The sequence below is a fragment of the Prochlorococcus sp. MIT 1304 genome, assembly GCF_047305015.1.
GTDB classification, from domain to species: Bacteria; Cyanobacteriota; Cyanobacteriia; order PCC-6307; family Cyanobiaceae; genus Prochlorococcus_A; species Prochlorococcus_A marinus_E.
In genome coordinates, this window is sequence record NZ_CP138974.1 from 777,774 (window position 1) to 799,668 (window position 21,895).

A 21,895-nucleotide genomic window follows, 5' to 3' on the forward strand; every position below is an offset into this window, starting at 1 on the left:
ATGAAAAATTTATATTTAGCTAGTAAGAATAAAGGTAAAATTGAAGAATATAAGAAATTGCTTGCTGGAGTTAATTGTAAATTGTTACTCCAGCCAGAATCATTAGAAGTTGAAGAGGATGGACTGACATTTAGAGATAATGCAATTAAAAAAGCGAGTGAGGTTTCGAGGAAAACGAATAATTTTTCAATAGCAGATGACTCAGGAATTTGTATTGAAGCACTAGGTGGTAAGCCTGGCATTTACTCATCTAGATATGCAGAAAATGATCAGAAGAGAATTGAACGAGTTTTAAGAGAACTTGATGGAGTTCAAAATAGAAGTGCTTTCTTTATTGCTAATATTTGTATATGTTCACCAAATGGTGAAGTGATTATTGAATCGGAGGCCAAATGTCATGGCAATATAATTTTAAACCCCAGAGGAAAAAGTGGTTTTGGGTATGACCCAATTTTTGAGGAGAGTTCTACCAGATTAACTTTCGCAGAAATGAATAATGATATTAAAGACTCTTGTAGTCATAGAGGTAAAGCATTAAAAAAAATTATTCCAGATTTAATTGAAATTTTTTCTTAAATTCAATTAACCCAAGATCCATGAAGTCCATGAGGAATTGAAATGGGTAATTCATAAACAGCTAATTCTTTTAAGTCTTTTGCGTCTAATATCACTAAATCGCTTCCTCTTCTTTCTCCGTTCCATAGAAGTATAAATAAAAATCCCTCATCTTCTTTTGAAGAGTTTTCTGATGGAACCATAATTGGTTCACTTACAAATCCACTTGGACCTGCTGACCAAGAAATCTCTTCTTTAGAAGTTAAATTTATTTTTTTTATTGCTTGAAGTGGAGCGTTCCCCAGCTTTTGAGATGTGCTTGCCATCCAACTAAAAGTTGCTTTTAATCCTAAGTTTTTAGGATTAACAACAGCAAATTCACAACATTGTTCACTGAAAGTTTCAAGTTCACAAGTTTTTGTCTTTAGATCGATAATTGATCTTTTCAGTTTTCCTTCTGGATATTTATCAAAGTCAATATCCCTAAAATTCTCGTCTGGACCAACTGATGGGAAATCATCATAAAAAATACTATCTAATACGATTTTAGAATCTTTTTCAAATGCGTTTACATGATGAAAAACGAATCCTTCTGGAGCATCTATTGTTAAAGGAGGCTGTCCTCTAAATAATCCACTTTCTCTGGGGATGAAAAAAAACTTTGCCTTTTTATTTGGGTTTGACTTTAGACATTGTGCTGCTCCTCTTTGACCCATTACAAATGGAAGAGGATTGAAATCAATAGCATTCTGTAAAAATATTGCCCAATTAGTTGTGATTGCGAAATCATGAAGGAATGCAAAGCCATTAAAGGTATCTTTTCTGTCAAAGATGAGCTTTCCAGAATTTGTACCAGCATTATCAAATTCCATTAATCTAATGGTACTTTTTGGCCCGGTTTGTACCCCAAAAGTGACTAAAAGTTCTGAAGATGTATTTGAGTTTAGGTCTGTTTTGGGATGTGCACTAAAGGCTTCGTTAGGCTTGAGTACTCCTTTTAATGTTGTTAAACCAATAGTGTCAAGACTATCAGGATCCATTGCATGTGGACCGGCTGCTTCCCATAATGCGAGAATTTCATCTCCTAATTTAACAACATGAGTATTGGCGATATTCTTGAATTTTAGATCTAATGCATTATTTAAAATTCCTCCATTTTTTTGAGTCCCAAAAACACCTCTATAAATAAATTTATTTATTTTTTCTTCTTCTAAATAGCCTTGAGTTTTAACAAATCTATTTGTTAAGAATGGCTGACCATTTTCGAATTTTATGGATGTTATCATTCCATCACCATCAAATGGATGATGAACCCATTGCCCACCTCTCTCTAATATTCCTGGTCCATTTCTTAATAATGTTCCATTTAAATTTTTAATATTATTACCTTTGCTAATTTTTAGAGGCTCCTTGGTTAGCTCCTTTTCTACATTTTGATATGCACTTGACCAATCTTCTTTGTTAAAACTTTTAAATTTATCAATTTTTTTATCTTGTAAATTAGTCACAACAAATTAAGAGCTCTATCTATCTTCGCCAAAAATCAACTGAATTGTGGCTGATTCGAAAAATTTCTATTTATTGATTTTCTAGCATTCCTTTGCTGCTTGGAATTGAACCAGATCTTCTAAGATCTATTTCGGTAGCCATTCTCATTGCTCGTGAAAAAGCTTTAAAGCAAGCTTCAACTATATGATGTGAATTGCTACCTCTTATTTGATTAATATGCAGAGTAATACCACTGTTATTTACAAAGGCGATAAAAAACTCTTTTACTAGTTCAGTATCATAATTACCAATTCTAGGAGCTTTTAATTGAAGGTCATAAGATAGATGCGGTCTGCCAGAACAGTCCAAAGTAACTTGAACTAATGCTTCATCTAATGGGGCAAAGAAATGCCCAAATCTACATATTCCTTTTCTTTCTCCCAAGGCTTTTGAAAATGCTTTTCCTAACGCAATTCCTACATCTTCATTTGTATGATGATCATCAATATGGGTATCTCCAATTGCTCTTATTTTTAAATCGAACAAACCATGACTGGATATTTGATGAAGCATATGATCTAAGAATGGTATCCCGGTATCAATCTCAGAAATTCCATTTCCATCTAAGTTTATAAATACAGAAATATCTGTTTCATTCGTTTTTCTTTTGATTTCAGATTGCCTTAGAGATGACATTTTTATGCAAAAAACTTAGTTTACATTCCATTAATGCAGTAACCCGCATCAACATAAATTGTTTGGCCTGAAATGCCGCTAGAGAGATCACTTAATAAAAAAGCAGCTGTATTGCCTACTTCTGTTTGAGTGACTGTTCTGCGTAAAGGAGCCTTTTCTTCAACATTGTGAATCATATCTAAAATGCCACCTATAGCAGAACTCGCAAGTGTTCTTATAGGCCCAGCACTTATTGCGTTAACTCTGACTTGTCTTTCGGGACCAAGTTCTGCAGAAAGATATCTTACTGAAGCTTCTAAAGCTGCTTTAGCAACTCCCATCACGTTATAGTTAGGAATCGCCCTTTCTGAACCTAAATAAGTTAATGAGACAACTCCAGCACCATCACTAAAAAGTGGTTTTGCTGCTTTACATAAAGGTGCTAACGAATACGCACTTATATTAAGAGCTCTATCAAAACCCTCTGAAGTGGTAGCACTATAATCTCCAATCAATTCATCGCGTCCTGCAAATGCTAGGCAGTGAACTAATCCATCAATTTGCCCCCAATTGTCTTTTATATTTTTAAAGATTTCTTCAATTTGAGCTGGATTTTGAACATCAAGAGGCAAAAATAACGATGGGTTTAAAGGTTCAGTTAGTTCTCTAACTTTAGACTCGAATCTTCCCTTATCATCAGGCAAATATGTGATTCCAAGTTCTGCGCCAGCTTTTGAAAGTTGTTGAGCGATACCCCATGCTATTGAACGATTGTTGGCAATTCCCGTAACAAGAATTTTTTTGCCAGTTAGATTTAGAAGCATTTTGTTTATTATTTCTATTATTCTCCTATATAAAAGTACCTATCTTTACGGATTACTGCAAAATATACAATAATTTTCAAATATCGAAGAATTTTTAACTTGAACATGGTAAGAACAAATTCTATGGTTTTGGAATTAGGTTTTCAATTACCGAATTTCGAAATGTTAAATGCTAATTCTTCAAAAAATGAATATTTTAATTCTCATAATCTAGATAATCGGCATTTACTTTTAATGTTTATTTGTGCCCATTGCCCATTTGTTAAATATATTGAGAATCAAATTTTCATCTTAAGTAAAGAAATTGAAAATACTGTTCAAACAGTTGCAATTTCTAGTAATGATATTGTCACTCATCCTTCAGATTCTCCTACAAATTTGAGATTACAAGCACAAACACAGGGATGGAATTTTCCTTATCTATATGATGAAAATCAAAATTTTGCTAAGAAATTAAAAGCGGCATGCACCCCAGATTTTTATCTTTTTTCAAACGAAGGAGATGGTGATTTTTTGTTGTATTATCATGGCCAATTAGACCATAGTAGACCAGGTAATAATATCCCTTTATCTGGAAAAGATTTGCTTTCTGCCGTAAAAGATTTGAATCAAGATAATTCTTATCCTTCAAATCAGATGCCTTCTTTAGGCTGCAATATAAAATGGACTCCTGGTAAAGAACCAAGTTGGTTTAAATGAATTAAAAAATTTTTTTTACCATAGAAATATGGTTTAGGGTTAATATATTTACTATGCAGATACCTCCATTTACTTTAGATAGGCAGTTTCAAGAAATTGGCTCTGAAATTCAGAGTGAGGTTTCTAAAGTTTTAAAAGGGGGCCAGTATATTGGAGGACAAGAAATTGCCAAATTTGAGGAGAGTTTTTCTAATCTGATTGGTGTTGAAAATACTATTGGATGTAATAGTGGAACTGATGCTTTAGTATTAGCTTTGCGCGCATTAGATATTGGTGTAGGTGATGAAGTTATTACCTCATCTTTTAGCTTTTTTGCAACTGCAGAGGCTATTAGTGCAGTTGGTGCTAATCCTGTTTTGGTAGATATAGATCCAGAAACTTATCTTATTAATACTGAACTAATAGAACAAGAAATAAATTCTAATACCAAGGCAATTATGCCAGTGCATCTATTTGGTAATGCAGTGAATATGTCCTTAATAAAATCTTTGGCCAAGAAATATGACTTAAAAGTAATCGAAGATTGTGCTCAGGCAACATGCACAATGTGGGAAACTTCCAAAGTTGGTAGTATCGGTGATATAGGCTGTTTTAGCTTTTTCCCTACTAAAAATTTAGGAGCTGCTGGAGATGGTGGAGCAGTAACAACTTCAGATCAGAAGATTGCAAAAAAAATTAGAGAACTGGCTGTTCATGGCAGCCCAATAAGATATCATCATACCCAAATTGGATATAACAGCAGACTTGATACCATTCAAGCTGCCATATTAAACATTAAAATTAAATATATTTCTAAGTGGATTAATAATCGCCAAAAAATTGCTAATAATTATCTTGATTTATTAGAAAAAAATCCATTTATTAGTTTTCCAAAAATTAGCTCAGATTCTATTTCCCATTCTTGGAATCAATTTGTAATCAAATTAAGAAACGACAAATATTTTTTAAATGAAGATTTTTTAAATTTATTTGATACTGATTGCAAAAAATACTATTCCTTAAGGAATTTGGTAAAACAACAACTTTTTGAAAAAGGTATTAATTCAATTATTTATTATCCAATTCCAATACACGCACAAATAGCTTACAAAAATAAAAATTTTTCTAGAGCAAAACTCATTAATACAGAGAGAATTTGTACAGAAGTTCTTAGTCTTCCGATGTTTCCTGAAATTTCTTATGAAGAGCAAGTTTATGTAGCAGAAAATTTAAATAAAGTTTTAAAGAATTGTATACAGGAAATTCAAATTTCAGCATAAAGTGATTTAAATAATCTTTGTTGTATGTTGTGATTGACAATAGGGCTTGAATAATTATTTTTTTCTAAATTAGATATCTCTCCATTTAATAATTCTGAATTTGACACTTTAGATAATTCAGGAATCCAATATTTTATATATTCGCAAATAGGATCAAATTTTTTTGCTTGGGTATATGGATTAAAAATTCTAAGTGGTTTTGGATCCATACCGCTACTGGCGCTCCACTGCCATCCCCCATTATTTGCAGCTAAGTCTCCATCAACCAATGTCTCCATAAATTTTTTCTCTCCCATTTGCCAATTGCATATAAGATCTTTTACCAGAAATGAAGCGACTATCATCCTACATCTGTTATGCATCCAGCCAGTACTATTTAGTTGACGCATTGCAGCATCAACTATAGGTACTCCGGTCTCTCCGTTGCTCCAATGCTGAAACCATTCATTATTGTTTTGCCATGGAAAGTGATCCCATTTTTTTCTATATGGACCTTTCTCTAGCTCTGGGAAATGGAATAAGCAATGTTGATAAAATTCACGCCAAACAAGTTCTTTTTGCCAAGTTTCAATTGATAGATAATTTACTCGATTTGCACAATCTGAATTTAAATTTAATGTGGCGTTCCAAATTTTTCTAATGCTAATGGTGCCGAATCTGAGAGATGCACTTAGAAAAGATGTCCCATTATGGGAAGGAAAATCTCGTGCAGAATCATAAGAATATATTTTTTTTTCGTTAATGAAGTTTTCTAATATTGTCTCTGCAGCATTCTCTCCAGGTTTACATGGACAAATATTCGAACCAGGAAATTTTATATTTTTGATAAATTTCTCTAGAACAGAATCAGATGAATTTATTGTCTTATTTTCTTTGAGTTTATTATCTATATCTTTAAACTGGAAAACAACTTTATCTTGGTCATATGGACCTAATAAATTCATTTTTGATTTAAGGTTTTTATAAAAAGGCCCATAAACTGAATAAGGTTTATTATTTCCGGAAAATATTTTTAAAGGTTCTATTAATAAGTGATCCCAAGTTTCAATAACTTGAATATTTTGTTCTTCTAAATTTTTTTTTATTTTTAAATCGCGATTAATCTCATAAGGTTCAATTGATTTATTCCAAAAAACAAATTTAGCATCTATTTTCTTTGCTAATTGAGGAATTATTAATACCGGATCTCCTTCTTCCATGATTAATCTACTACCCATTTTTTTCCAATTATTTCCTAATTCTTGAAGCGAATTTCCTAGAAACCAAGCTCTTGAATTTGCATTGAAATCGTGCGGGTAATTTTTATCAAATATGTAAGTCGAAGTAATAGCATTTGATAATGAAAATGCTTTAATTAAAGATTGATTGTCAAATATTCTTAAATCCTTTCTATGCCAAAAAAGTATTCTAGGTTTATTCATAATTTATCTAAAAATTGTTTAGCTCTAAACCAAGCTGTCACAGTTTTTGCGTCAAGAATCTCATCTCCACTAGAAATAAGATTATCTAGTTCGTTCGGATCTAAAATTAATACTTCTATATCTTCATCTAAATCTCCATCAACCTCTGAATTTAGTTTGCTCAAATCACGCGCTAAAAATAAATAAATTTCTTCATCTGCATAACCAGGAGCGGGGACAAGAGTTCCTAGTTCATCCCATTTGTTGGCACTAAATCCAGTTTCTTCTTGTATTTCTCTTTTAATTGAATTAATAGGTGTTTCACCTATTTCTAATGTGCCTGCTGGAAATTCTAATAAATACCTTGAAACAGCAAATCTATATTGCCGAAGAATAATAACTTTATTGTCTTTTGTAATAGGTACGGCTAATGCTGCCCCGGGATGCTTAATGTGTCCATATTCACCTTCGTGTCCATTTGGAAGCTCAATTCTATTGATTTCGAAACTAAACTTTTTTGACTTCAATTCAGATATTTTTTCTTTAAAAATGGATCTTTTTAAAAAGTTTATGTTGCCCATGAATTTTAAATAAAAACAGCTTAACAGTTATTTTTTGGTTTTGTAAATCAATTAATAGACCATTTTGGGTCATCAAACTTTGTGATTTTTTGGCTTCTACTTAAGATTTCAGAAAGTGGTGTAATAACGAAATTCCGATTCATGAATCTAGGGTGAGGTAATGTTAATTCCTCGTCAACCGTATGAAAATCTTCCCACCAAAGAATATCTAAATCGAGACATCTTGATAGCCATTTTTTACCCTTTGGCGTCTCTTCTCGTCCGAAAAATCTCTCTAACTTTTTTAGCTCTTTTAAAAGTAATTTCGCGTTTTTAGTTGATGGTTTAGGGAAAGAATTACTTTTTATAAGTAATAAAGTATTTAAATAATTTGGCTGCTCATTATCAACACCATGAGGTAATGTCTCATAAATTGAAGACCAAAAAAAGTTTGCATTAAATTTGCTTTTCTCTTCTTTTTTTTCGTTGGAACTATCTCCCCACTCATTTATTATTTCCTTTATTTTAGGTTTGCAAATTAATAGTGACTCAAGAGGGCTTCCGAATTTACTATCAATATTTGCTCCGAGGGATATACATAGTCCATTTTTGATATTAAGATTTGATAATTCCACTACAAAAAACAAAGTTATTGGATAAATTCTATATCAGGCATTTTTAAAGTGATTTTGAACCCCGAGTTAAAAGAAAAAGGAGAAATAAAAGATTTAATGAAGTCAAAGGATTCTTTTAGAGCTTTCCCTTTGGCCGCAATTACTGGTCATAGCTTATTGAAATTATCTTTACTTTTGGCAGCAGTTGATCCCAGTTTAGGGGGAGTGATTATTGCTGGAGGAAGAGGTACTGGTAAGTCAGTATTAGCAAGGGGTTTACATACTTTACTTCCTCCTATTGAGGTATTAGATAATGAATTAATACTGGAAAAGCTAACTGAGAAAAATAGTGGAACTTCATTAAGACCTATTGGTAGGAACCTAGATCCAGATAAGCCAGAGGAATGGGATATTAGTACTAATAAATTAATGGAGGAGGTAATTGGAAGTGATTATTTGAATCAAATTGATGAAATTCCCAAAAAGGTAAGAGAGGCTCCATTTATTCAAGTTCCAATTGGCATAACTGAAGACAGGCTTGTTGGATCAATTGACGTCGCTGCATCATTAAGTACAGGAGAACAAGTTTTTCAACCTGGAATTTTAGCAGAGGCTCATAGAGGTGTTCTTTATGTAGACGATATAAATTTATTGGATGATGGGATTGTAAATTTAATTCTTGAAGCTACAGGAAGAGAGAAAAATAATATTGAAAGAGATGGCTTAAGCCTTTCTCATCCTTGTAAGTCACTTTTAATAGCAACTTATAATCCAGAAGAAGGTGCTTTGAGAGATCATGTTTTAGATCGTTTTGCTATTGTGCTTTCCGCAGATCAATCTATTGATAATGCTCAAAGAGTTGAGATTACAAAATCTGTTTTATCACACGCGGAAAATAATATTAAATTTTCAGAAAAATGGTCGGAAGAATCCGATAATTTATCTACTCAATTAATTTTGGCAAGGCAGTGGTTAAAGGATGTCAAGATAACAAAAGAGCAAATAACCTATTTAGTGAATGAAGCTCTTAGAGGAGGAGTAGAAGGACATAGGTCAGAATTATTCGCAGTAAAAGTAGCAAAGGCTAATGCAGCTCTTCGAGGCGATGAGAATGTGAATTCTGAAGATCTAAAAGTCGCAGTAAGGTTAGTTATTCTTCCACGAGCAATGCAAATACCTCCAGACGATGATGATATTCAACCACCCCCTCCAGAGGATCAGAGCCCCCCACCCCCGCCTCAATCAAATAATGAAGAGTCTGAACCTGAGACTAGTGAAAATGATAATGAGCAAGACAAAGAACAAGAAGAAGATAATTCTGATGGAGAAGAAGAATCTACTCCCGAAATACCTGAAGAATTCATATTAGACCCTGAAGCATGTATGGTTGATCCTGATTTATTGCTTTTTTCATCAGCTAAAGCTAAAGCAGGAAATAGCGGAAGTAGATCAGTCATATTCAGTGATAGCAGAGGAAGATATGTAAAACCTATTATTCCAAGAGGTAAAGTAAAAAGAATTGCTGTAGATGCTACCCTTCGAGCTGCTGCTCCTTATCAAAAATCGAGAAGATTAAGGAACCCTAACAAATCAATAGTTATTGAAGAAAATGACTTTAGATCAAAGCTTCTTCAAAAAAAGGCGGGGGCCTTAGTAATTTTTCTAGTTGATGCTAGTGGCTCTATGGCTTTAAATAGAATGCAAAGTGCAAAAGGCGCTGTAATTAGACTTTTAACAGAAGCATATGAGAATAGAGATGAAGTAGCTCTTATTCCTTTTAGAGGTAATCAGGCCGAAGTGCTTTTGCCTCCAACAAGATCAATAACTGCTGCAAAAAGAAGGTTGGAAACAATGCCTTGTGGTGGAGGTTCCCCTTTGGCACATGGATTAACACAATCAGCAAAAGTAGCAAAAAATGCTCTTGCAACTGGAGATATAGGTCAAGTTATTGTTGTAGGGATCACTGACGGTCGAGGAAATGTACCATTAGGATTATCTTTAGGACAAAATGAGGTTGAGGGAAAAGATAACGAAAATGAAAATGTCAATTTAAAACAGGAGGTTCTAGATATAGCTGCAAAGTATCCCATGCTCGGGATAAAACTCTTAGTAATTGATACAGAGAGAAAATTTATAGCAAGTGGATTTGGTAAAGAATTAGCAGAGGCTGCTCAAGGGAAATACGTCCAATTGCCCAAAGCTACAGATAAAGCGATTGCAGCTATGGCTTTAAATGCTATAAATGAATTCTAAATATTTGTTATGGATAAATTTCATTAAGGAATTTTGAAAGTCCAATCGTTAAATCTCTTATAGATTTAGTTAGTTCTTTGTCTTGCGTTAATTTTTCAAAATCATCGCTCATGTTATCTATTTTGGTTGAGATAGATCTAGCAGCATTAATTGTCAATTTAATGTCATTAAGGGTTTCTTTATCATCAATAGTAGACAAAATGTTATTTAAATGATTGGCAGCAATTGTAATTTCTTTTATTAGAGGTTCAACTCTTTGCAGTTCTTGTTTCGATAAAAAAATTAATTCATCAAGATTTTCTTGTGTTCTATCAAATTGGTCAATTGAGGTAACGATGTTTTCAATTAAGTTTTCTTGATTCGTTTCTTTTAGAAGTTGACTTATTCTATTAGTTATATTTGAGAGACTTGATAGTTGTTTACCTGTAATAGTGTTTCCCTGACAAACTATTAATTTGGCATCGCATTCTTCTGATATGGGTTTTGCAATGTTTTTAAGAATTGTCTTGTCACTAGCTTCTAAAGCAACTTGTACATCTCCTCCAAGGAAAGAATTTGTAACTACCCTTGCAAAAGCTGGCCTTGGAAGAATAATTTCAGGATTATTTAAAACTATCTTTGCTTTAATTGATTCATTTGTGAATATGATATCTTCTATAGATCCAACTAAGATTCCTCTATAAGTAACTGGCGATTTTTTTGATAAACCGCTTGCGTTATTGAATTCAGCAAAGAGATACCAATTTTTTGAAGATAATCTCACTCCTCTTAGCCAAAAAGAAAAAAATGTGAATATTAAAATTCCTCCTAATAAGGAAAAACCAACTATTGAATCTCGCAGGCTTCTACGCATAATTTCTAAATGTCTTTGGGTTGCATTGGACCATCCAGTTTTCCATTCCTAAATTGAAATACATAGGGGTCTTCACTCTTTTTAAATTCATCAATCGAGCCTGCCCATCTGAATTTACCTCCATAAAGCATTAAAACTTTATCTGAAGTTCTTTCTATAGTACTAAGAACATGGCTAACCACAATAGATGATCCGCTAGCTTTATGATTTGTCTTATTAATTAAATCTTCAATTCTTGAAGAGGCAATGGGATCAAGGCCGGCAGTTGGTTCATCAAAAAGTAATAAAGGTTTAGATTTTGCATTAAGCGTTTGATCAGTAATTAACGCTCTCGCAAAACTTACTCTTTTTTGCATACCTCCACTTAATTCATTTGGAAGTTTATTCTCAACATTAAATAATCCTACTTCTGCTAAGCATTCACGTACTGTTTCATGAATTGACTTTTTTGATAGGTTTTTATTTCTCTTGAGGAGAAAACCTACATTTTCTTCAATAGTTAGAGATCCCAATAAAGCCGGGTTCTGAAAAACTAGTCTTACATCAGGGGGATTATTTTGATCTAATCTCAAATATGTTTGCTTCTCACCAAATATTCTTAATTCTCCTTTGGTAGGTAAAATTAGTCCTGCTAATATTTTTAATATGGTTGATTTGCCAGAACCTGAGGGGCCAACAATAGCTAATTTCTCTCCATCATTAAGTTCAAAATTTATTTGATTAAGCACATTTACTTCCCCCCAGCTTATTGAGAGGTTTTTTGTTTCAACTGCATGCTTTGATTTTTTCAAAACTTATATAAAAAGCATATATATATATTTTATTCTGCCTATTTTTAGAAATAAAAAAAGGATGTATGAATTTGATTTATAATGATTTTATATAGTCTTTAAATTATAAAAAAATAATTTAAGAGGTTTTTTAATGAATAAGCGTAAAAAAAGGGTAAGAAGGTACTATAAAAACTTTAAAAAGACTAATTTTGTATTGTTAAACAAAATCTTAAGAATTTTGAGTTGGCTTTTACCTGGATTGGTAATAAAAAGATGGATGCTTACATCTGCGATAGGATCTTTGACTACATTATTAGGCTTGATAATTTGGACAAATTTAAGACCGCTTTATTGGCTTATTGAATTCTTTTTTGGAGTAATAACAGGTTTAACACGAATTTTGCCTGTTTCATTAATGGGACCGTTGATTGTTGTTCTTGGATTACTATTAATTGGGATTGGACAAAATAGAAGTATTAATTCAATTCAAAAAGCGCTTGTTCCAGAAAAAAATACATTTTTAGTTGATGCATTAAGAGTTAAAAGTAAATTAAACAGAGGCCCAAATATTGTTGCAATTGGCGGAGGTACAGGTTTATCTACTTTACTGAAAGGCTTAAAAAATTACAGTAGTAATATTACAGCAATTGTGACTGTTTCCGATGATGGTGGAAGTAGTGGAATTCTCAGAAAACAATTAGGTGTGCAACCTCCAGGAGATATCAGAAATTGTTTGGCAGCTTTATCAAACGAGGAACCTACTTTAACTAGATTATTTCAGTATAGATTTTCAGGGGGAAGTGGTCTAGAAGGTCATAGTTTTGGAAATCTATTCTTGTCAGCTTTAACAACAATTACGGGCAGTTTAGAAAAAGCAGTTCAAGCCTCTAGTAAGGTTTTGGCGGTACAAGGTCAAGTTTTACCTGCAACAAATATTGATGTTATGTTATGGGCCGAATTAGAAGATGGTGAAAAAATTTTTGGTGAAAGCAAGATCAGTAAATCTAAAAAATTAATTTCGAGGATTGGTTACCTACCAGAAAATCCTTCAGCTCTTCCAAGTGCTCTTGAATCTATAAAAGAAGCTGATTTAATTGTTCTTGGTCCAGGTAGTCTATACACCTCTTTATTGCCTAACCTTTTAGTCCCAGAGATAGTGGATGCCTTATTGCAAAGTAATGCTCCTAAAATTTATATAAGTAATTTGATGACTCAGCCTGGAGAAACAGATGGACTCGATGTCTATCAACATATTAAAGCAATAGAAAAACAATTATCAAATTTTGGAGTTAATGCGCGAATTTTCAACTCAATCTTGTCTCAGATTCAATTTGAAAAGTCTCCATTAGTAGATTATTACGAAAGTAGGGGGGCAGAGCCTGTCCAATGTAATAAAGAAAAATTATTATCTGAGGGTTATTATGTTTTGCAAGCACCATTATATTCAAAAAGAATAACTCCAACTCTTAGACATGATCCAAGGAGACTCGCAAGAGCAGTTATGTTTATTTATCGCAAATTAAAAAAATTAAACTAATAAGCATCTTGAAGTTCATAGAAATCCGGCTGGATATAATCTTTTCGTAATGGCCATCCTCTCCAATCTTCAGGCATTAATAGCCTTTTGGGATTGGGATGATCAATAAAATTTATTCCATACATATCAAAAGTTTCTCTTTCTTGCCAATCACTTCCTTTGAAAATTTTATACAAACTAGGGATTGATAAATCAGAATCTCTTTTTAAGAAAACTTTTAATCTGACTTCTTTAATTTTTTCAATTTTTTGTAAATCATCAACAGTTATAAAATGGTAGAAACTAACAAGATTTTTGCCTGGTCCCTCATCATATCCTCCTTGACATTGGAGATAGTTGAAACCGTAATTTCTCAAGAAAGATACTGCTTCATATAATTTGTTAGGTTCCACAGAAATGTTTTCAATTCCTATGTGATCATCAGGTAAAGATTGATTTGGAATTCCATCTTTAGACAAAGATTGGCTTATAAAGCCTTCTTTTTCTATTAATGAATTATCTGAGGATTTAGCTGAACCGTCTTTTTCCATTAATTTTCTAAAGTATCAATAATTTCTGCTTTTTCATTATTATCAGGTAGTTCAGTTATTTTTTCTTTTTTGGAGGATGGAATGGAGTTAGCTGAAGTTTTATTTAGATATTCACCTGTATTTTCTGAGAAAACAAGATTCATTTCATGATCAGATGTTATGTATCTGTGGGTTTGTTCAGTTTTTGTGCGCTCTAAGATTGATTCGTTACCAACTTTTTTTCTTAATTTGATTACTGCATCAAAAATTGCTTCTGGTCTTGGTGGGCATCCTGGAAGGTATAAATCAACAGGAATCAATTTATCAACACCTCTTACAGCAGTTGTAGAGTCTGCGCTGAACATTCCTCCTGTGATTGTGCATGCACCCATCGCAATGACATATTTTGGTTCAGGCATTTGCTCATAAAGTCTTACTAGAGCTGGCGCCATCTTCATAGTTACTGTTCCAGCAACTATTAGCAAATCTGCTTGCCTTGGAGAGCTTCTAGGTACTAATCCAAATCTATCAAAATCAAATCTAGATCCGATTAAGGCGGCAAATTCTATAAAACAACAAGCTGTTCCGTATAAGAGAGGCCAAAGACTGCTTAGTCTAGCCCAATTATGAAGATCGTCTAAGCTTGTCAATATAATATTTTCGCTCAAATCTGTAGTTACTTGGGGTGCACCAAGAGGGTTGCAAGTCCCTTCTCGAATTTCTCTTATTGCTTTTGGGGATAATTGTGGATTCAATTTTTTAACTCCATTCTAAAGCACCTTTTCTCCATGCGTATGCCAGGGCAATAACAAGTATTGCAATGAAGATTAAAGCCTCAATAAATGCTAGTAAGCCTAATCTATTAAAAGCTACAGCCCAAGGATAAAGGAATACTGTCTCAACATCAAATATAACGAAAACCAAAGCAAACATGTAATAACGAATATTAAATTGAATCCATGCTCCTCCAATAGGCTCCATTCCAGACTCATATGTAAGTCTTCTTTCCCCTGCTCTGCCTTTAGGAGCAACTATGAGATTAGTAACTAGAGCTAATACTGGAACAGCTGCGGCAATTAAAAGGAAACCTAAAAAGTATTCATAGCCAGTTAATAAAAACATCTTAAAAAATTAATTTTGAATAAAAGTCGCTTAATTAAGCAAAATCTTTTAAAGTTCTTAAAGAACAATAATAAACCGTGAGTGAAAACATTCAACCAGCCTCTGAGGAAAACAAAATAGTTGAAGATTTTGAGAAAGAAAAACTTTCTGAAATTTCATCAGAAGTAAATGTTGAACAACCTACCCTTAATCTAGAACAAAATAGATTCGAATGTAGAAGTTGTGGATATATTTATGATCCGTCTGAAGGAAATAAAAAACTAAACATACCTAAAAATACTCCTTTTTCAGAGTTAGATGGGAATACCTTCGCTTGCCCTGTTTGTAGAGCTGGTAAAAATTTTTATAAGGATATAGGTCCTAAATCTAAACCTAGTGGTTTTGAAGAAAATTTAGTTTATGGGTTTGGTTTTAATAGTTTACCTCCTGGACAAAAAAACATATTAATTTTTGGAGGTCTGGCGTTTGCTGCTGCTATGTTCCTTTCTTTGTACTCTTTGCATTAATATATACAAATGAAAAAAATTATTACTAGTATTCCCAATCTTCTTTTATCAATTCTTCTTTGCTTTGTATTGAGCAGTTGTTCATCTACAGGAGTAAAGATGAGTGATAGCAGCCCTTGGAAAACAATTCAGTTTGAGGACCAGGCTAATGCTTTAGATGTTGATTTTATAGATAATAAAAATGGATTTTTAGTCGGTTCTAATAGACTTATTATGGAATCTAATGATGGAGGAGAAACTTGGGAAAAAAGAAATTTAGATTTACCAAGTGAAGAGAACTTTCGTCTTCTAGATATAGATTTTAAAGGGCCAGAGGGATGGTTAATAGGTCAACCTTCATTAGTTATGCATACACTTGATGCAGGAAAGAATTGGACACGTTTATCTCTAGGTAACAAATTACCAGGCCAACCATTTCTAATAACAACTGTCGATGCTGGGGTTGCAGAATTGGCTACCACTGCAGGTGCTATTTATGAAACATCAGATAGTGGTGAATCATGGAATGCAAAAGTTGTAGATGCATCTGGTTCTGGAGGTGTAAGAGATTTAAGAAGAACTAGTAAAGGAGATTATGTCAGTGTAAGTAGTCTAGGTAATTTCTTTTCTACTTTGGAAAATGACAGTGATGCATGGATAGCTCATCAAAGAGCCAGTAGCAAAAGAGTTCAAAGTATTGGTTTTAATCCAGAAGGAAGTTTATGGATGCTTTCTAGAGGAGCAGAAATTAGATTTAATGAAGATACTAATGATCTAGAAAATTGGTCAAAGCCTATCATTCCAATTCTTAATGGATATAATTATCTAGACATGGGATGGGATCCAAATGGTGACATATGGGCTGGTGGAGGTAATGGAACTTTAATAGTGAGTAAAGATCAAGGTAAAACTTGGAATAAAGATCCTATTGCTTCTGAATTGCCAACAAACTATATTAAAATAGTTTTTCTTGATAAGGATGCTTTAGACAATCAAAAAGGATTTGTACTTGGCGAGCGTGGTTATATCCTTAAATGGAATAGCTAATTTTATATAAAGCGAGGTAATAGTAAAAAAAAAATTAATTTTTGAAAGATTTAGCAACTGTCTGTAACCAACCTGTAAAATTCTTCGCGAACTTATGATTTTACACTGTAAGATCATAGGGTAAACATTTGTGATTATGGCCGCAGGTTCAACGGGTGAACGCCCATTCTTTGAAATAATCACCAGTATTAGATACTGGATTATTCATGCAGTAACATTACCAGCTATCTTTATAGCAGGCTTCTTATTTGTATATACAGGCTTAGCCTACGATGCTTTCGGAACTCCTCGCCCAGATAGTTATTTCCAATCATCTGAATCTAAAGCACCTGTCGTAACACAAAGATATGAAGCTAAATCTCAACTAGATTTAAGAACAAAATAACAATGACTAATTCTCAAGCTCCAATGCAGGCTGCGGAAGTCCGCGTTTATCCTATATTCACTGTCCGTTGGCTAGCAGTTCATGCTCTAGCTATCCCATCAGTATTCTTTCTAGGTTCTATTGCTGCTATGCAATTCGTAGCCCGATAAATTTAACTATCATGCAAGTAAACGAAAATCCTAACAAAGTTCCAGTTGAACTTAATCGTACAAGCCTTTATTTAGGCTTACTATCAGTCTTCGTATTGGGAATTTTATTTTCCAGTTACTTTTTCAATTAAATTAAAACTATGAGTAAATTAAAAGGACCTGATGGAAGAATTCCAGATAGACTTCCCGACGGTAGACCAGCAGTTGCATGGGAAAGAAGATGGACAGAAGGAACTCTTCCTCTATGGCTTGTTGCTACAGCTGGTGGAATTGCAGTTATCTTCGTTTTAGGTATATTTTTCTATGGTTCATACCAAGGGGTTGGAGCTGGAGGCTAACAAATGCTTACCTTGACCTGATAATCACTGATATCAAATAAACCTAATAAGAATCAGTAAATATCCTGAGTTTCTCTATTGTTGAGCTTGGGATATTTTCTTTTTGGGTTATCAATCCATCTTTTAATGAAAAATGAGACTTACTTTTTGGTCTTTCTTTTTCAATTAATTTAGCTACTTCAAATATTATTTTATTAGCCACTTCAGTATTTGATCTAAGATTATCCAAAACCATCTCTACAGAAACTTCTTGATGAGTTTGATGCCAGCAATCATAGTCAGTTACCATAGATAAGGAGGAGTAAGCTATTTCAGCTTCTTTAGCTAATCTTGCTTCTGTGTGGTTCGTCATTCCAATTATTGAACATCCCCAACTCCTATATAAATTAGATTCTGCTCTAGTTGAGAAAGCGGGACCTTCCATTGCTAGATAGGTACCCCCTCTATGCAATTGTCTTCCGCCAGGAATATTTTTTTCTCCGATTTCACTTAATATACGTGATAAATTTGTGCAGAAGGGATCCCCCATAGTTACGTGAGCAACAGCCCCCTCGTTAAAGAAGGTTGCAGGTCTATTTTTTGTCCGGTCTATAAATTGATCTGGAACCACTATATCAAGTGGCCTAATCTGTTCTTGTAATGAACCAACTGCAGATGGGGCAATGATCCATCTTACTCCTATTGATCTTAAAGCCCAAATATTAGCTTTGTAAGGTATTTCAGAAGGATTTAAACTATGTTTTCTGCCATGTCTAGGAATAAATGCTATTTCTAGGTTTCCAAGATTATATACTTTTATTGAATCAGAAGGTTTACCATAGGGAGTATTGATTTCTAGTTCTCTTAGGTACTCTATTTGATCCATTGAATAAAATCCACTTCCACCAATCACTCCTAATCTTGATTTTTCTATTGGTAATAAATGTTCTTTATTCATAGTGATTTAAATGGCTTTTAATCATCTGGTACTAATTGGAGGAGGACACTCAAATGTTTCTTTATTGAAGAAATGGTTAATGTTTCCGAAATTAATGCCAGAAATTCCTGTTTCAATTATATCTAGAGATTCTCATTTGGTTTATTCGGCGATGTTCCCATCGGTGATTTCAAAATCAATCACTTTAGAAGAGAGTTTAATTAATATAAAATCTTTGGCAAAAAATGCAAAAGTATCTTTTATAGAAGAAGAAGTAAAGAATGTTGATTTCAATTTAAAGAAAATTGTTTTAAGTAATAGACCTTCAGTTAATTATTCTAAGTTGGTGCTTAATTATGGAAGTCAAACAATAATTCCAAAAGAATTTGAATCACTAGTTAAAAATCGAAATGCTTTTTCAATTAAACCTTTTTTAAGGGCTTATGACTCAATCCTAAAAGAGGACATTTTTGATTCAGTTAATGAACTTCCATTTGTAATAGTTGGCAGTGGTCTTGCTGCAATTGAAGTATCATTTGCTTTGAGAAAAAGATGGGGAGATAGACCTTTAAAACTATTATGTGATTCAAGAAAAATTAATAATACAATTCTAAAAAGTTTACGGAATTCCAATATTGATTTAATTGAAAAACTTAATTTTGATTATGGCAAGATTCTTTTATGTACTGGAAATACATCTCCGTTATGGTCACAAAAAAAATTATTAGATTCGGATTCTTATGGCAGAATAATTACAAATCAGAATTTGCAGATAAAAAGTTTCTCTGGAATCTTTGCTGTTGGCGATTGCGCAGTTGTAGGTTCAGCAAAAAGACCAGCATCGGGAGTTTTTGCAGTAAAAGTTGTAAATACATTAGTACAAAATCTAAAAAAAGATATAGAAGGAAGATCATTAAAAAAGTGGTTTCCCCAAAAGATCGGATTACAAATAGTAAATATATTTCCAAGCCATCATCCAAAGGCTTTTGCTATTTATCGCAATTTTGTTTTCGGCCCTTCTTTTATTTTTTGGATTTTAAAGCATAAAATTGATCTCAACTTTATTAAAAAGTTCAGATCAAAAAGGCTAATTATGAAAAGTAGTGAAAAAAGTATTTCTTTGAATGATTGCAGAGGATGTGCAGCTAAAATTCCTCAAGTTGTTTTGAATAAATCATTAATAAATTCTAATTTAAATTCTTTTGCCTCATCACCTGAAGATTCAGTTGAGATATATCAAAATGGTCAAGATATTATCTTGCAAAGTGTAGATGGATTTCCTGCTTTGGTAAGTGATCCTTGGCTTAATGCAAAAATTACTACTTTGCATGCTTGCTCAGATTTGTGGGCATGCGGCGCAAAACTTTCATCCGCGCAGGCTTTAATTTCATTACCAAAAGTTGAAAGGGAATTTCAGAGTTACCTCTTTTCTCAATCACTTCAAGGAATTAAATCAACAGTTGAGGATCAAGGAGGTGAATTACTTGGAGGCCATACTTTCGAGGCAAGAAGTTTAGTAAATAAACCTTATTCATTAGGAATAGATATTTCTTTAACAGTTCAAGGTATTTTAAAAAATGGAGCAAAACCATGGCTTAAATCTGGAATGAATAATGGAGATATTCTCATGATGTCTAGACCTCTGGGGGTTGGGATTTACTTTGCCGGTCAAATGCAAAATATTAATATGCTAGATACTTCTTCTAAAGTAATTAATAATTTAGTAAAGAGTCAGCAATATTTGATTGATGAAATTTATCTTTTTCAAAATCAATTTAAAGAATCATTAGTCAATGCTGCGACTGATATTACTGGATATGGATTTATTGGACATCTTAAAGAAATGGTTGAATCATCTAATTTATATAGGCAAAGCAATAATCTTGAACCACTAAAAGTTTTATTAGATTTATTTGCATTTAAAGCTTATCCTGGAGTATTTGATTTAATAAGAAAAGATGTTAAAAGTACTTTCTTTGAATCTAATAAAGAAATTTTTGACAAAATTTATAAAGTAAATAAGCAAAAAAGAATAATTAATTTTTTAAACGAAAATTCATTAGATCAAGAGACTTTTAACGAGAGAATATCATTACTATTAGATCCTCAAACATGTGGACCTTTGTTGATTAGTTGCAATCGTAAATATGAAAATGTTCTAAAGGATAAATGGTACAAGGTTGGAGAGGTTGTAAAAATGTAATTAATTTCTATTTAACTTGTCAATTTCCAAATATCTTAATCTTTTAATTTCCTTTCCCATCTCCTGCCCTGGTTCCCATCCTTCTTTTTTTAATGTTTCTCCATCTTTTTTTGATTTTATAAATTTGTAAATAAATAACCACCTAAACAATTTACGCCAGTATGGTCCTCCATCACAAATTAATAATTTTACTGTCTCATCATTAAGGTTTCTGCTCTCAATAAATTCTGTCCAACTTGATGGAGAAAAATGATTGAAATTTTTTTTGTTTGTATTTAATATCTTTTTGATATTTAAATAATCTTCTAATATTTTTATCTCACTATTATTTACCAAAAATCTTTGACATGCTTTTTTTAAATCTTCTGAATCTTTTAATAAGTAAAGCATATGATTTCCTTTTACCTTCTTTATCCAATTTAGTCCTCTTAAGAACCTTTTATCGACTTTAATATTTTCATTTAAGATTGAGATAATTTCCCATTTGTGAATTATCGAAATTACATTAGTCAAATTATCGTGTTTGCATATTTCAGCTAGTTCCATCCTTATTCGTATGCCTAGTGCAGGAGGGTAAATCACTTTCTGATGAGTTTCTGAACTTTTCCATGGCCATTGTCTAACTGTTTCTTGAGATTGTTTGAGGGAATTATTTGAAATATTGAAATCTAATCTTGAAGCATATTTTGCACATCTAATTAATCTACTTGGATCATCTGAAATACTATTACTGTGAAGTAAGTTCAATCTTTTACTTTTTATATCAGAAATTCCTCCATAAAGATCATAGATTTTCTTTGTCGAGACCTCGAAGGCTATTGAATTTATAGAGAAATCTCTCCTCTTAAGATCTTCCTCAATAGTACTTTTATTTACTGTGGGATTTAAGCCTGGAGCAGAGTAAATTTCTTTCCTTGCACAAGCAATATCAATTTTATAGTCATTAATATTTATTTCTACAGTGTTGTATAAATTAAATTCTTTGATTAAACATAAATCTACATTTACAATATTTTTTTTTATAAATTTTGCGAGAGAAATAGAGGATCCTTCAATAACAAGATCAATATCTACAGGTTTAGAAAACGATTTTTTGTGGAATTTACTTATTAACAAATCTCTTAAATAACCGCCAACAAAAGCCACTTTAGTATTCTTATTAGATTCTATGTATTTTGTAATAAGGTTATATAGATTAAATGGAGTTTTGATTAATTCCCCTTGGATGTAATCAGAGATATCGTTCATGAG

Annotated in this window: 25 protein-coding genes; 12 read left to right on the plus strand and 13 right to left on the minus strand. The window is 32.6% G+C overall.

All coding sequences use genetic code 11. The annotated features are described in order from the left end of the window. Positions 1-576 carry an RdgB/HAM1 family non-canonical purine NTP pyrophosphatase gene (rdgB, locus tag SIB45_RS04255; RefSeq protein WP_041484741.1) on the plus strand — a complete coding sequence of 192 codons (576 nt, stop codon included), beginning with the start codon at positions 1-3 and terminating at the stop codon, positions 574-576. Between the two features lie 2 nt (positions 577-578). On the opposite strand, the gene SIB45_RS04260 is transcribed toward rdgB, so the two are convergent. From SIB45_RS04260 to fabI, 3 genes are all read right to left on the minus strand, one after another. Beyond that, positions 579-2,063, minus strand: coding sequence for a carotenoid oxygenase family protein (locus SIB45_RS04260; protein ID WP_011862320.1), 1,485 nt, complete (start codon positions 2,061-2,063; stop codon positions 579-581). A gap of 70 nt (positions 2,064-2,133) precedes the next feature. Then, a complete protein-coding gene (gene hisB, locus SIB45_RS04265) occupies positions 2,134-2,739 on the minus strand; it encodes an imidazoleglycerol-phosphate dehydratase HisB (protein WP_011862321.1) in 606 nt (201 codons plus the stop codon). 20 nt (positions 2,740-2,759) lie between these two features. After that, complete coding sequence (gene fabI, locus SIB45_RS04270; RefSeq protein ID WP_011862322.1) at positions 2,760-3,542, minus strand: enoyl-ACP reductase FabI; 783 nt, start codon at positions 3,540-3,542, stop codon at positions 2,760-2,762. A 105-nt stretch (positions 3,543-3,647) separates the two neighbouring features. On the opposite strand from fabI, the gene SIB45_RS04275 reads away from it, so the two are divergent. After that, positions 3,648-4,241, plus strand: a complete 594-nt coding sequence (locus SIB45_RS04275; RefSeq protein ID WP_011862323.1) for a thioredoxin family protein — start codon at positions 3,648-3,650, stop codon at positions 4,239-4,241. Positions 4,242-4,294: 53 nt separating this feature from the next. Beyond that, positions 4,295-5,500, plus strand: coding sequence for a DegT/DnrJ/EryC1/StrS family aminotransferase (locus SIB45_RS04280; protein WP_011862324.1), 1,206 nt, complete (start codon positions 4,295-4,297; stop codon positions 5,498-5,500). Here the strand turns inward: SIB45_RS04280 and SIB45_RS04285 are convergent. Genes SIB45_RS04285 through folK form a run of 3 tightly spaced genes read right to left on the minus strand, consistent with a single transcriptional unit; the run spans position 5,485 to position 8,095 of the window. Then, positions 5,485-6,921 carry a cryptochrome/photolyase family protein gene (locus SIB45_RS04285; protein ID WP_011862325.1) on the minus strand — a complete coding sequence of 479 codons (1,437 nt, stop codon included), beginning with the start codon at positions 6,919-6,921 and terminating at the stop codon, positions 5,485-5,487. The two genes, SIB45_RS04280 and SIB45_RS04285, sit on opposite strands and share 16 nt — an antisense overlap. Continuing rightward, positions 6,918-7,481, minus strand: a complete 564-nt coding sequence (locus SIB45_RS04290) for an NUDIX hydrolase (protein ID WP_011862326.1) — start codon at positions 7,479-7,481, stop codon at positions 6,918-6,920. Before SIB45_RS04290 ends, SIB45_RS04285 begins: the two co-directional genes overlap by 4 nt. A gap of 47 nt (positions 7,482-7,528) precedes the next feature. Further along, complete coding sequence (folK, locus tag SIB45_RS04295; protein WP_011862327.1) at positions 7,529-8,095, minus strand: 2-amino-4-hydroxy-6-hydroxymethyldihydropteridine diphosphokinase; 567 nt, start codon at positions 8,093-8,095, stop codon at positions 7,529-7,531. A 48-nt stretch (positions 8,096-8,143) separates the two neighbouring features. Between folK and bchD the strand changes: the two genes are divergently transcribed. Beyond that, positions 8,144-10,327 carry a magnesium chelatase ATPase subunit D gene (gene bchD / locus SIB45_RS04300; RefSeq protein ID WP_041484657.1) on the plus strand — a complete coding sequence of 728 codons (2,184 nt, stop codon included), beginning with the start codon at positions 8,144-8,146 and terminating at the stop codon, positions 10,325-10,327. A 7-nt stretch (positions 10,328-10,334) separates the two neighbouring features. Here the strand turns inward: bchD and SIB45_RS04305 are convergent, their stop codons facing one another. Next, entirely contained in the window at positions 10,335-11,180 is an 846-nt protein-coding gene (locus SIB45_RS04305; RefSeq protein WP_011862329.1) for an MlaD family protein, read from the minus strand. Positions 11,181-11,185: 5 nt separating this feature from the next. Then, complete coding sequence (locus SIB45_RS04310) at positions 11,186-11,971, minus strand: ABC transporter ATP-binding protein (protein WP_071813373.1); 786 nt, start codon at positions 11,969-11,971, stop codon at positions 11,186-11,188. Positions 11,972-12,104: 133 nt separating this feature from the next. On the opposite strand from SIB45_RS04310, the gene SIB45_RS04315 reads away from it, so the two are divergent. Further along, complete coding sequence (locus SIB45_RS04315; protein WP_413682145.1) at positions 12,105-13,490, plus strand: gluconeogenesis factor YvcK family protein; 1,386 nt, start codon at positions 12,105-12,107, stop codon at positions 13,488-13,490. Here SIB45_RS04315 and SIB45_RS04320 read toward each other — a convergent pair. Genes SIB45_RS04320 through SIB45_RS04330 form a run of 3 tightly spaced genes read right to left on the minus strand, consistent with a single transcriptional unit; the run spans position 13,487 to position 15,121 of the window. After that, a complete protein-coding gene (locus tag SIB45_RS04320) occupies positions 13,487-14,020 on the minus strand; it encodes an NAD(P)H-quinone oxidoreductase subunit J (protein WP_011862332.1) in 534 nt (177 codons plus the stop codon). The two genes, SIB45_RS04315 and SIB45_RS04320, sit on opposite strands and share 4 nt — an antisense overlap. Beyond that, a complete protein-coding gene (locus SIB45_RS04325; RefSeq protein ID WP_011862333.1) occupies positions 14,020-14,754 on the minus strand; it encodes an NADH dehydrogenase subunit K in 735 nt (244 codons plus the stop codon). Before SIB45_RS04325 ends, SIB45_RS04320 begins: the two co-directional genes overlap by 1 nt. 4 nt (positions 14,755-14,758) lie before the next feature. Further along, positions 14,759-15,121, minus strand: a complete 363-nt coding sequence (locus SIB45_RS04330) for an NAD(P)H-quinone oxidoreductase subunit 3 (RefSeq protein WP_011862334.1) — start codon at positions 15,119-15,121, stop codon at positions 14,759-14,761. 77 nt (positions 15,122-15,198) lie between these two features. Between SIB45_RS04330 and SIB45_RS04335 the strand changes: the two genes are divergently transcribed. From SIB45_RS04335 to SIB45_RS04360, 6 genes are all read left to right on the plus strand, one after another. After that, complete coding sequence (locus tag SIB45_RS04335; RefSeq protein WP_011862335.1) at positions 15,199-15,627, plus strand: rubredoxin; 429 nt, start codon at positions 15,199-15,201, stop codon at positions 15,625-15,627. Positions 15,628-15,636: 9 nt separating this feature from the next. Continuing rightward, positions 15,637-16,653 (plus strand): photosynthesis system II assembly factor Ycf48, encoded by a 1,017-nt coding sequence (locus SIB45_RS04340; protein ID WP_011862336.1) that lies wholly within the window; start codon positions 15,637-15,639, stop codon positions 16,651-16,653. Between the two features lie 136 nt (positions 16,654-16,789). Continuing rightward, positions 16,790-17,038, plus strand: coding sequence for a cytochrome b559 subunit alpha (psbE, locus tag SIB45_RS04345; RefSeq protein WP_002806020.1), 249 nt, complete (start codon positions 16,790-16,792; stop codon positions 17,036-17,038). A 2-nt stretch (positions 17,039-17,040) separates the two neighbouring features. Next, entirely contained in the window at positions 17,041-17,187 is a 147-nt protein-coding gene (gene psbF, locus SIB45_RS04350) for a cytochrome b559 subunit beta (protein WP_011375863.1), read from the plus strand. 11 nt (positions 17,188-17,198) lie between these two features. Further along, positions 17,199-17,318 carry a photosystem II reaction center protein L gene (locus tag SIB45_RS04355; RefSeq protein ID WP_002806119.1) on the plus strand — a complete coding sequence of 40 codons (120 nt, stop codon included), beginning with the start codon at positions 17,199-17,201 and terminating at the stop codon, positions 17,316-17,318. A gap of 9 nt (positions 17,319-17,327) precedes the next feature. After that, on the plus strand, positions 17,328-17,525 hold the full coding sequence (locus tag SIB45_RS04360) for a photosystem II reaction center protein J (protein ID WP_011375864.1): 198 nt from the start codon (positions 17,328-17,330) through the stop codon (positions 17,523-17,525). 43 nt (positions 17,526-17,568) lie between these two features. Here SIB45_RS04360 and mtnP read toward each other — a convergent pair whose 3' ends face one another. Next, a complete protein-coding gene (mtnP, locus tag SIB45_RS04365) occupies positions 17,569-18,462 on the minus strand; it encodes an S-methyl-5'-thioadenosine phosphorylase (protein WP_011862337.1) in 894 nt (297 codons plus the stop codon). A gap of 10 nt (positions 18,463-18,472) precedes the next feature. Here mtnP and selD point away from each other — a divergent pair, with 10 nt between their 5' ends. After that, positions 18,473-20,644, plus strand: coding sequence for a selenide, water dikinase SelD (gene selD, locus SIB45_RS04370; protein WP_011862338.1), 2,172 nt, complete (start codon positions 18,473-18,475; stop codon positions 20,642-20,644). On the opposite strand, the gene SIB45_RS04375 is transcribed toward selD, so the two are convergent. Next, on the minus strand, positions 20,645-21,892 hold the full coding sequence (locus SIB45_RS04375) for a CCA tRNA nucleotidyltransferase (RefSeq protein WP_011862339.1): 1,248 nt from the start codon (positions 21,890-21,892) through the stop codon (positions 20,645-20,647). Between the last annotated feature and the right edge of the window lie 3 nt (positions 21,893-21,895).

What these genes read in the sequence shown, in the direction of transcription:
- SIB45_RS04315 (WP_413682145.1), top strand. Translation starts at nt 12,105, where the DNA reads ATGAATAAGCGTAAAAAAAGGGTAAGAAGGTACTATAAAAACTTTAAA.
- SIB45_RS04360 (WP_011375864.1), top strand. Translation starts at nt 17,328, where the DNA reads ATGAGTAAATTAAAAGGACCTGATGGAAGAATTCCAGATAGACTTCCC.
- rdgB (WP_041484741.1), top strand. Translation starts at nt 1, where the DNA reads ATGAAAAATTTATATTTAGCTAGTAAGAATAAAGGTAAAATTGAAGAA.
- fabI (WP_011862322.1), bottom strand. Translation starts at nt 3,542, where the DNA reads ATGCTTCTAAATCTAACTGGCAAAAAAATTCTTGTTACGGGAATTGCC.
- mtnP (WP_011862337.1), bottom strand. Translation starts at nt 18,462, where the DNA reads ATGAATAAAGAACATTTATTACCAATAGAAAAATCAAGATTAGGAGTG.
- SIB45_RS04275 (WP_011862323.1), top strand. Translation starts at nt 3,648, where the DNA reads ATGGTAAGAACAAATTCTATGGTTTTGGAATTAGGTTTTCAATTACCG.
- SIB45_RS04285 (WP_011862325.1), bottom strand. Translation starts at nt 6,921, where the DNA reads ATGAATAAACCTAGAATACTTTTTTGGCATAGAAAGGATTTAAGAATA.
- selD (WP_011862338.1), top strand. Translation starts at nt 18,473, where the DNA reads ATGGCTTTTAATCATCTGGTACTAATTGGAGGAGGACACTCAAATGTT.
- SIB45_RS04290 (WP_011862326.1), bottom strand. Translation starts at nt 7,481, where the DNA reads ATGGGCAACATAAACTTTTTAAAAAGATCCATTTTTAAAGAAAAAATA.
- SIB45_RS04280 (WP_011862324.1), top strand. Translation starts at nt 4,295, where the DNA reads ATGCAGATACCTCCATTTACTTTAGATAGGCAGTTTCAAGAAATTGGC.
- SIB45_RS04375 (WP_011862339.1), bottom strand. Translation starts at nt 21,892, where the DNA reads ATGAACGATATCTCTGATTACATCCAAGGGGAATTAATCAAAACTCCA.
- SIB45_RS04320 (WP_011862332.1), bottom strand. Translation starts at nt 14,020, where the DNA reads ATGGAAAAAGACGGTTCAGCTAAATCCTCAGATAATTCATTAATAGAA.
- SIB45_RS04305 (WP_011862329.1), bottom strand. Translation starts at nt 11,180, where the DNA reads ATGCGTAGAAGCCTGCGAGATTCAATAGTTGGTTTTTCCTTATTAGGA.
- psbE (WP_002806020.1), top strand. Translation starts at nt 16,790, where the DNA reads ATGGCCGCAGGTTCAACGGGTGAACGCCCATTCTTTGAAATAATCACC.
- SIB45_RS04355 (WP_002806119.1), top strand. Translation starts at nt 17,199, where the DNA reads ATGCAAGTAAACGAAAATCCTAACAAAGTTCCAGTTGAACTTAATCGT.
- SIB45_RS04330 (WP_011862334.1), bottom strand. Translation starts at nt 15,121, where the DNA reads ATGTTTTTATTAACTGGCTATGAATACTTTTTAGGTTTCCTTTTAATT.
- psbF (WP_011375863.1), top strand. Translation starts at nt 17,041, where the DNA reads ATGACTAATTCTCAAGCTCCAATGCAGGCTGCGGAAGTCCGCGTTTAT.
- SIB45_RS04340 (WP_011862336.1), top strand. Translation starts at nt 15,637, where the DNA reads ATGAAAAAAATTATTACTAGTATTCCCAATCTTCTTTTATCAATTCTT.
- hisB (WP_011862321.1), bottom strand. Translation starts at nt 2,739, where the DNA reads ATGTCATCTCTAAGGCAATCTGAAATCAAAAGAAAAACGAATGAAACA.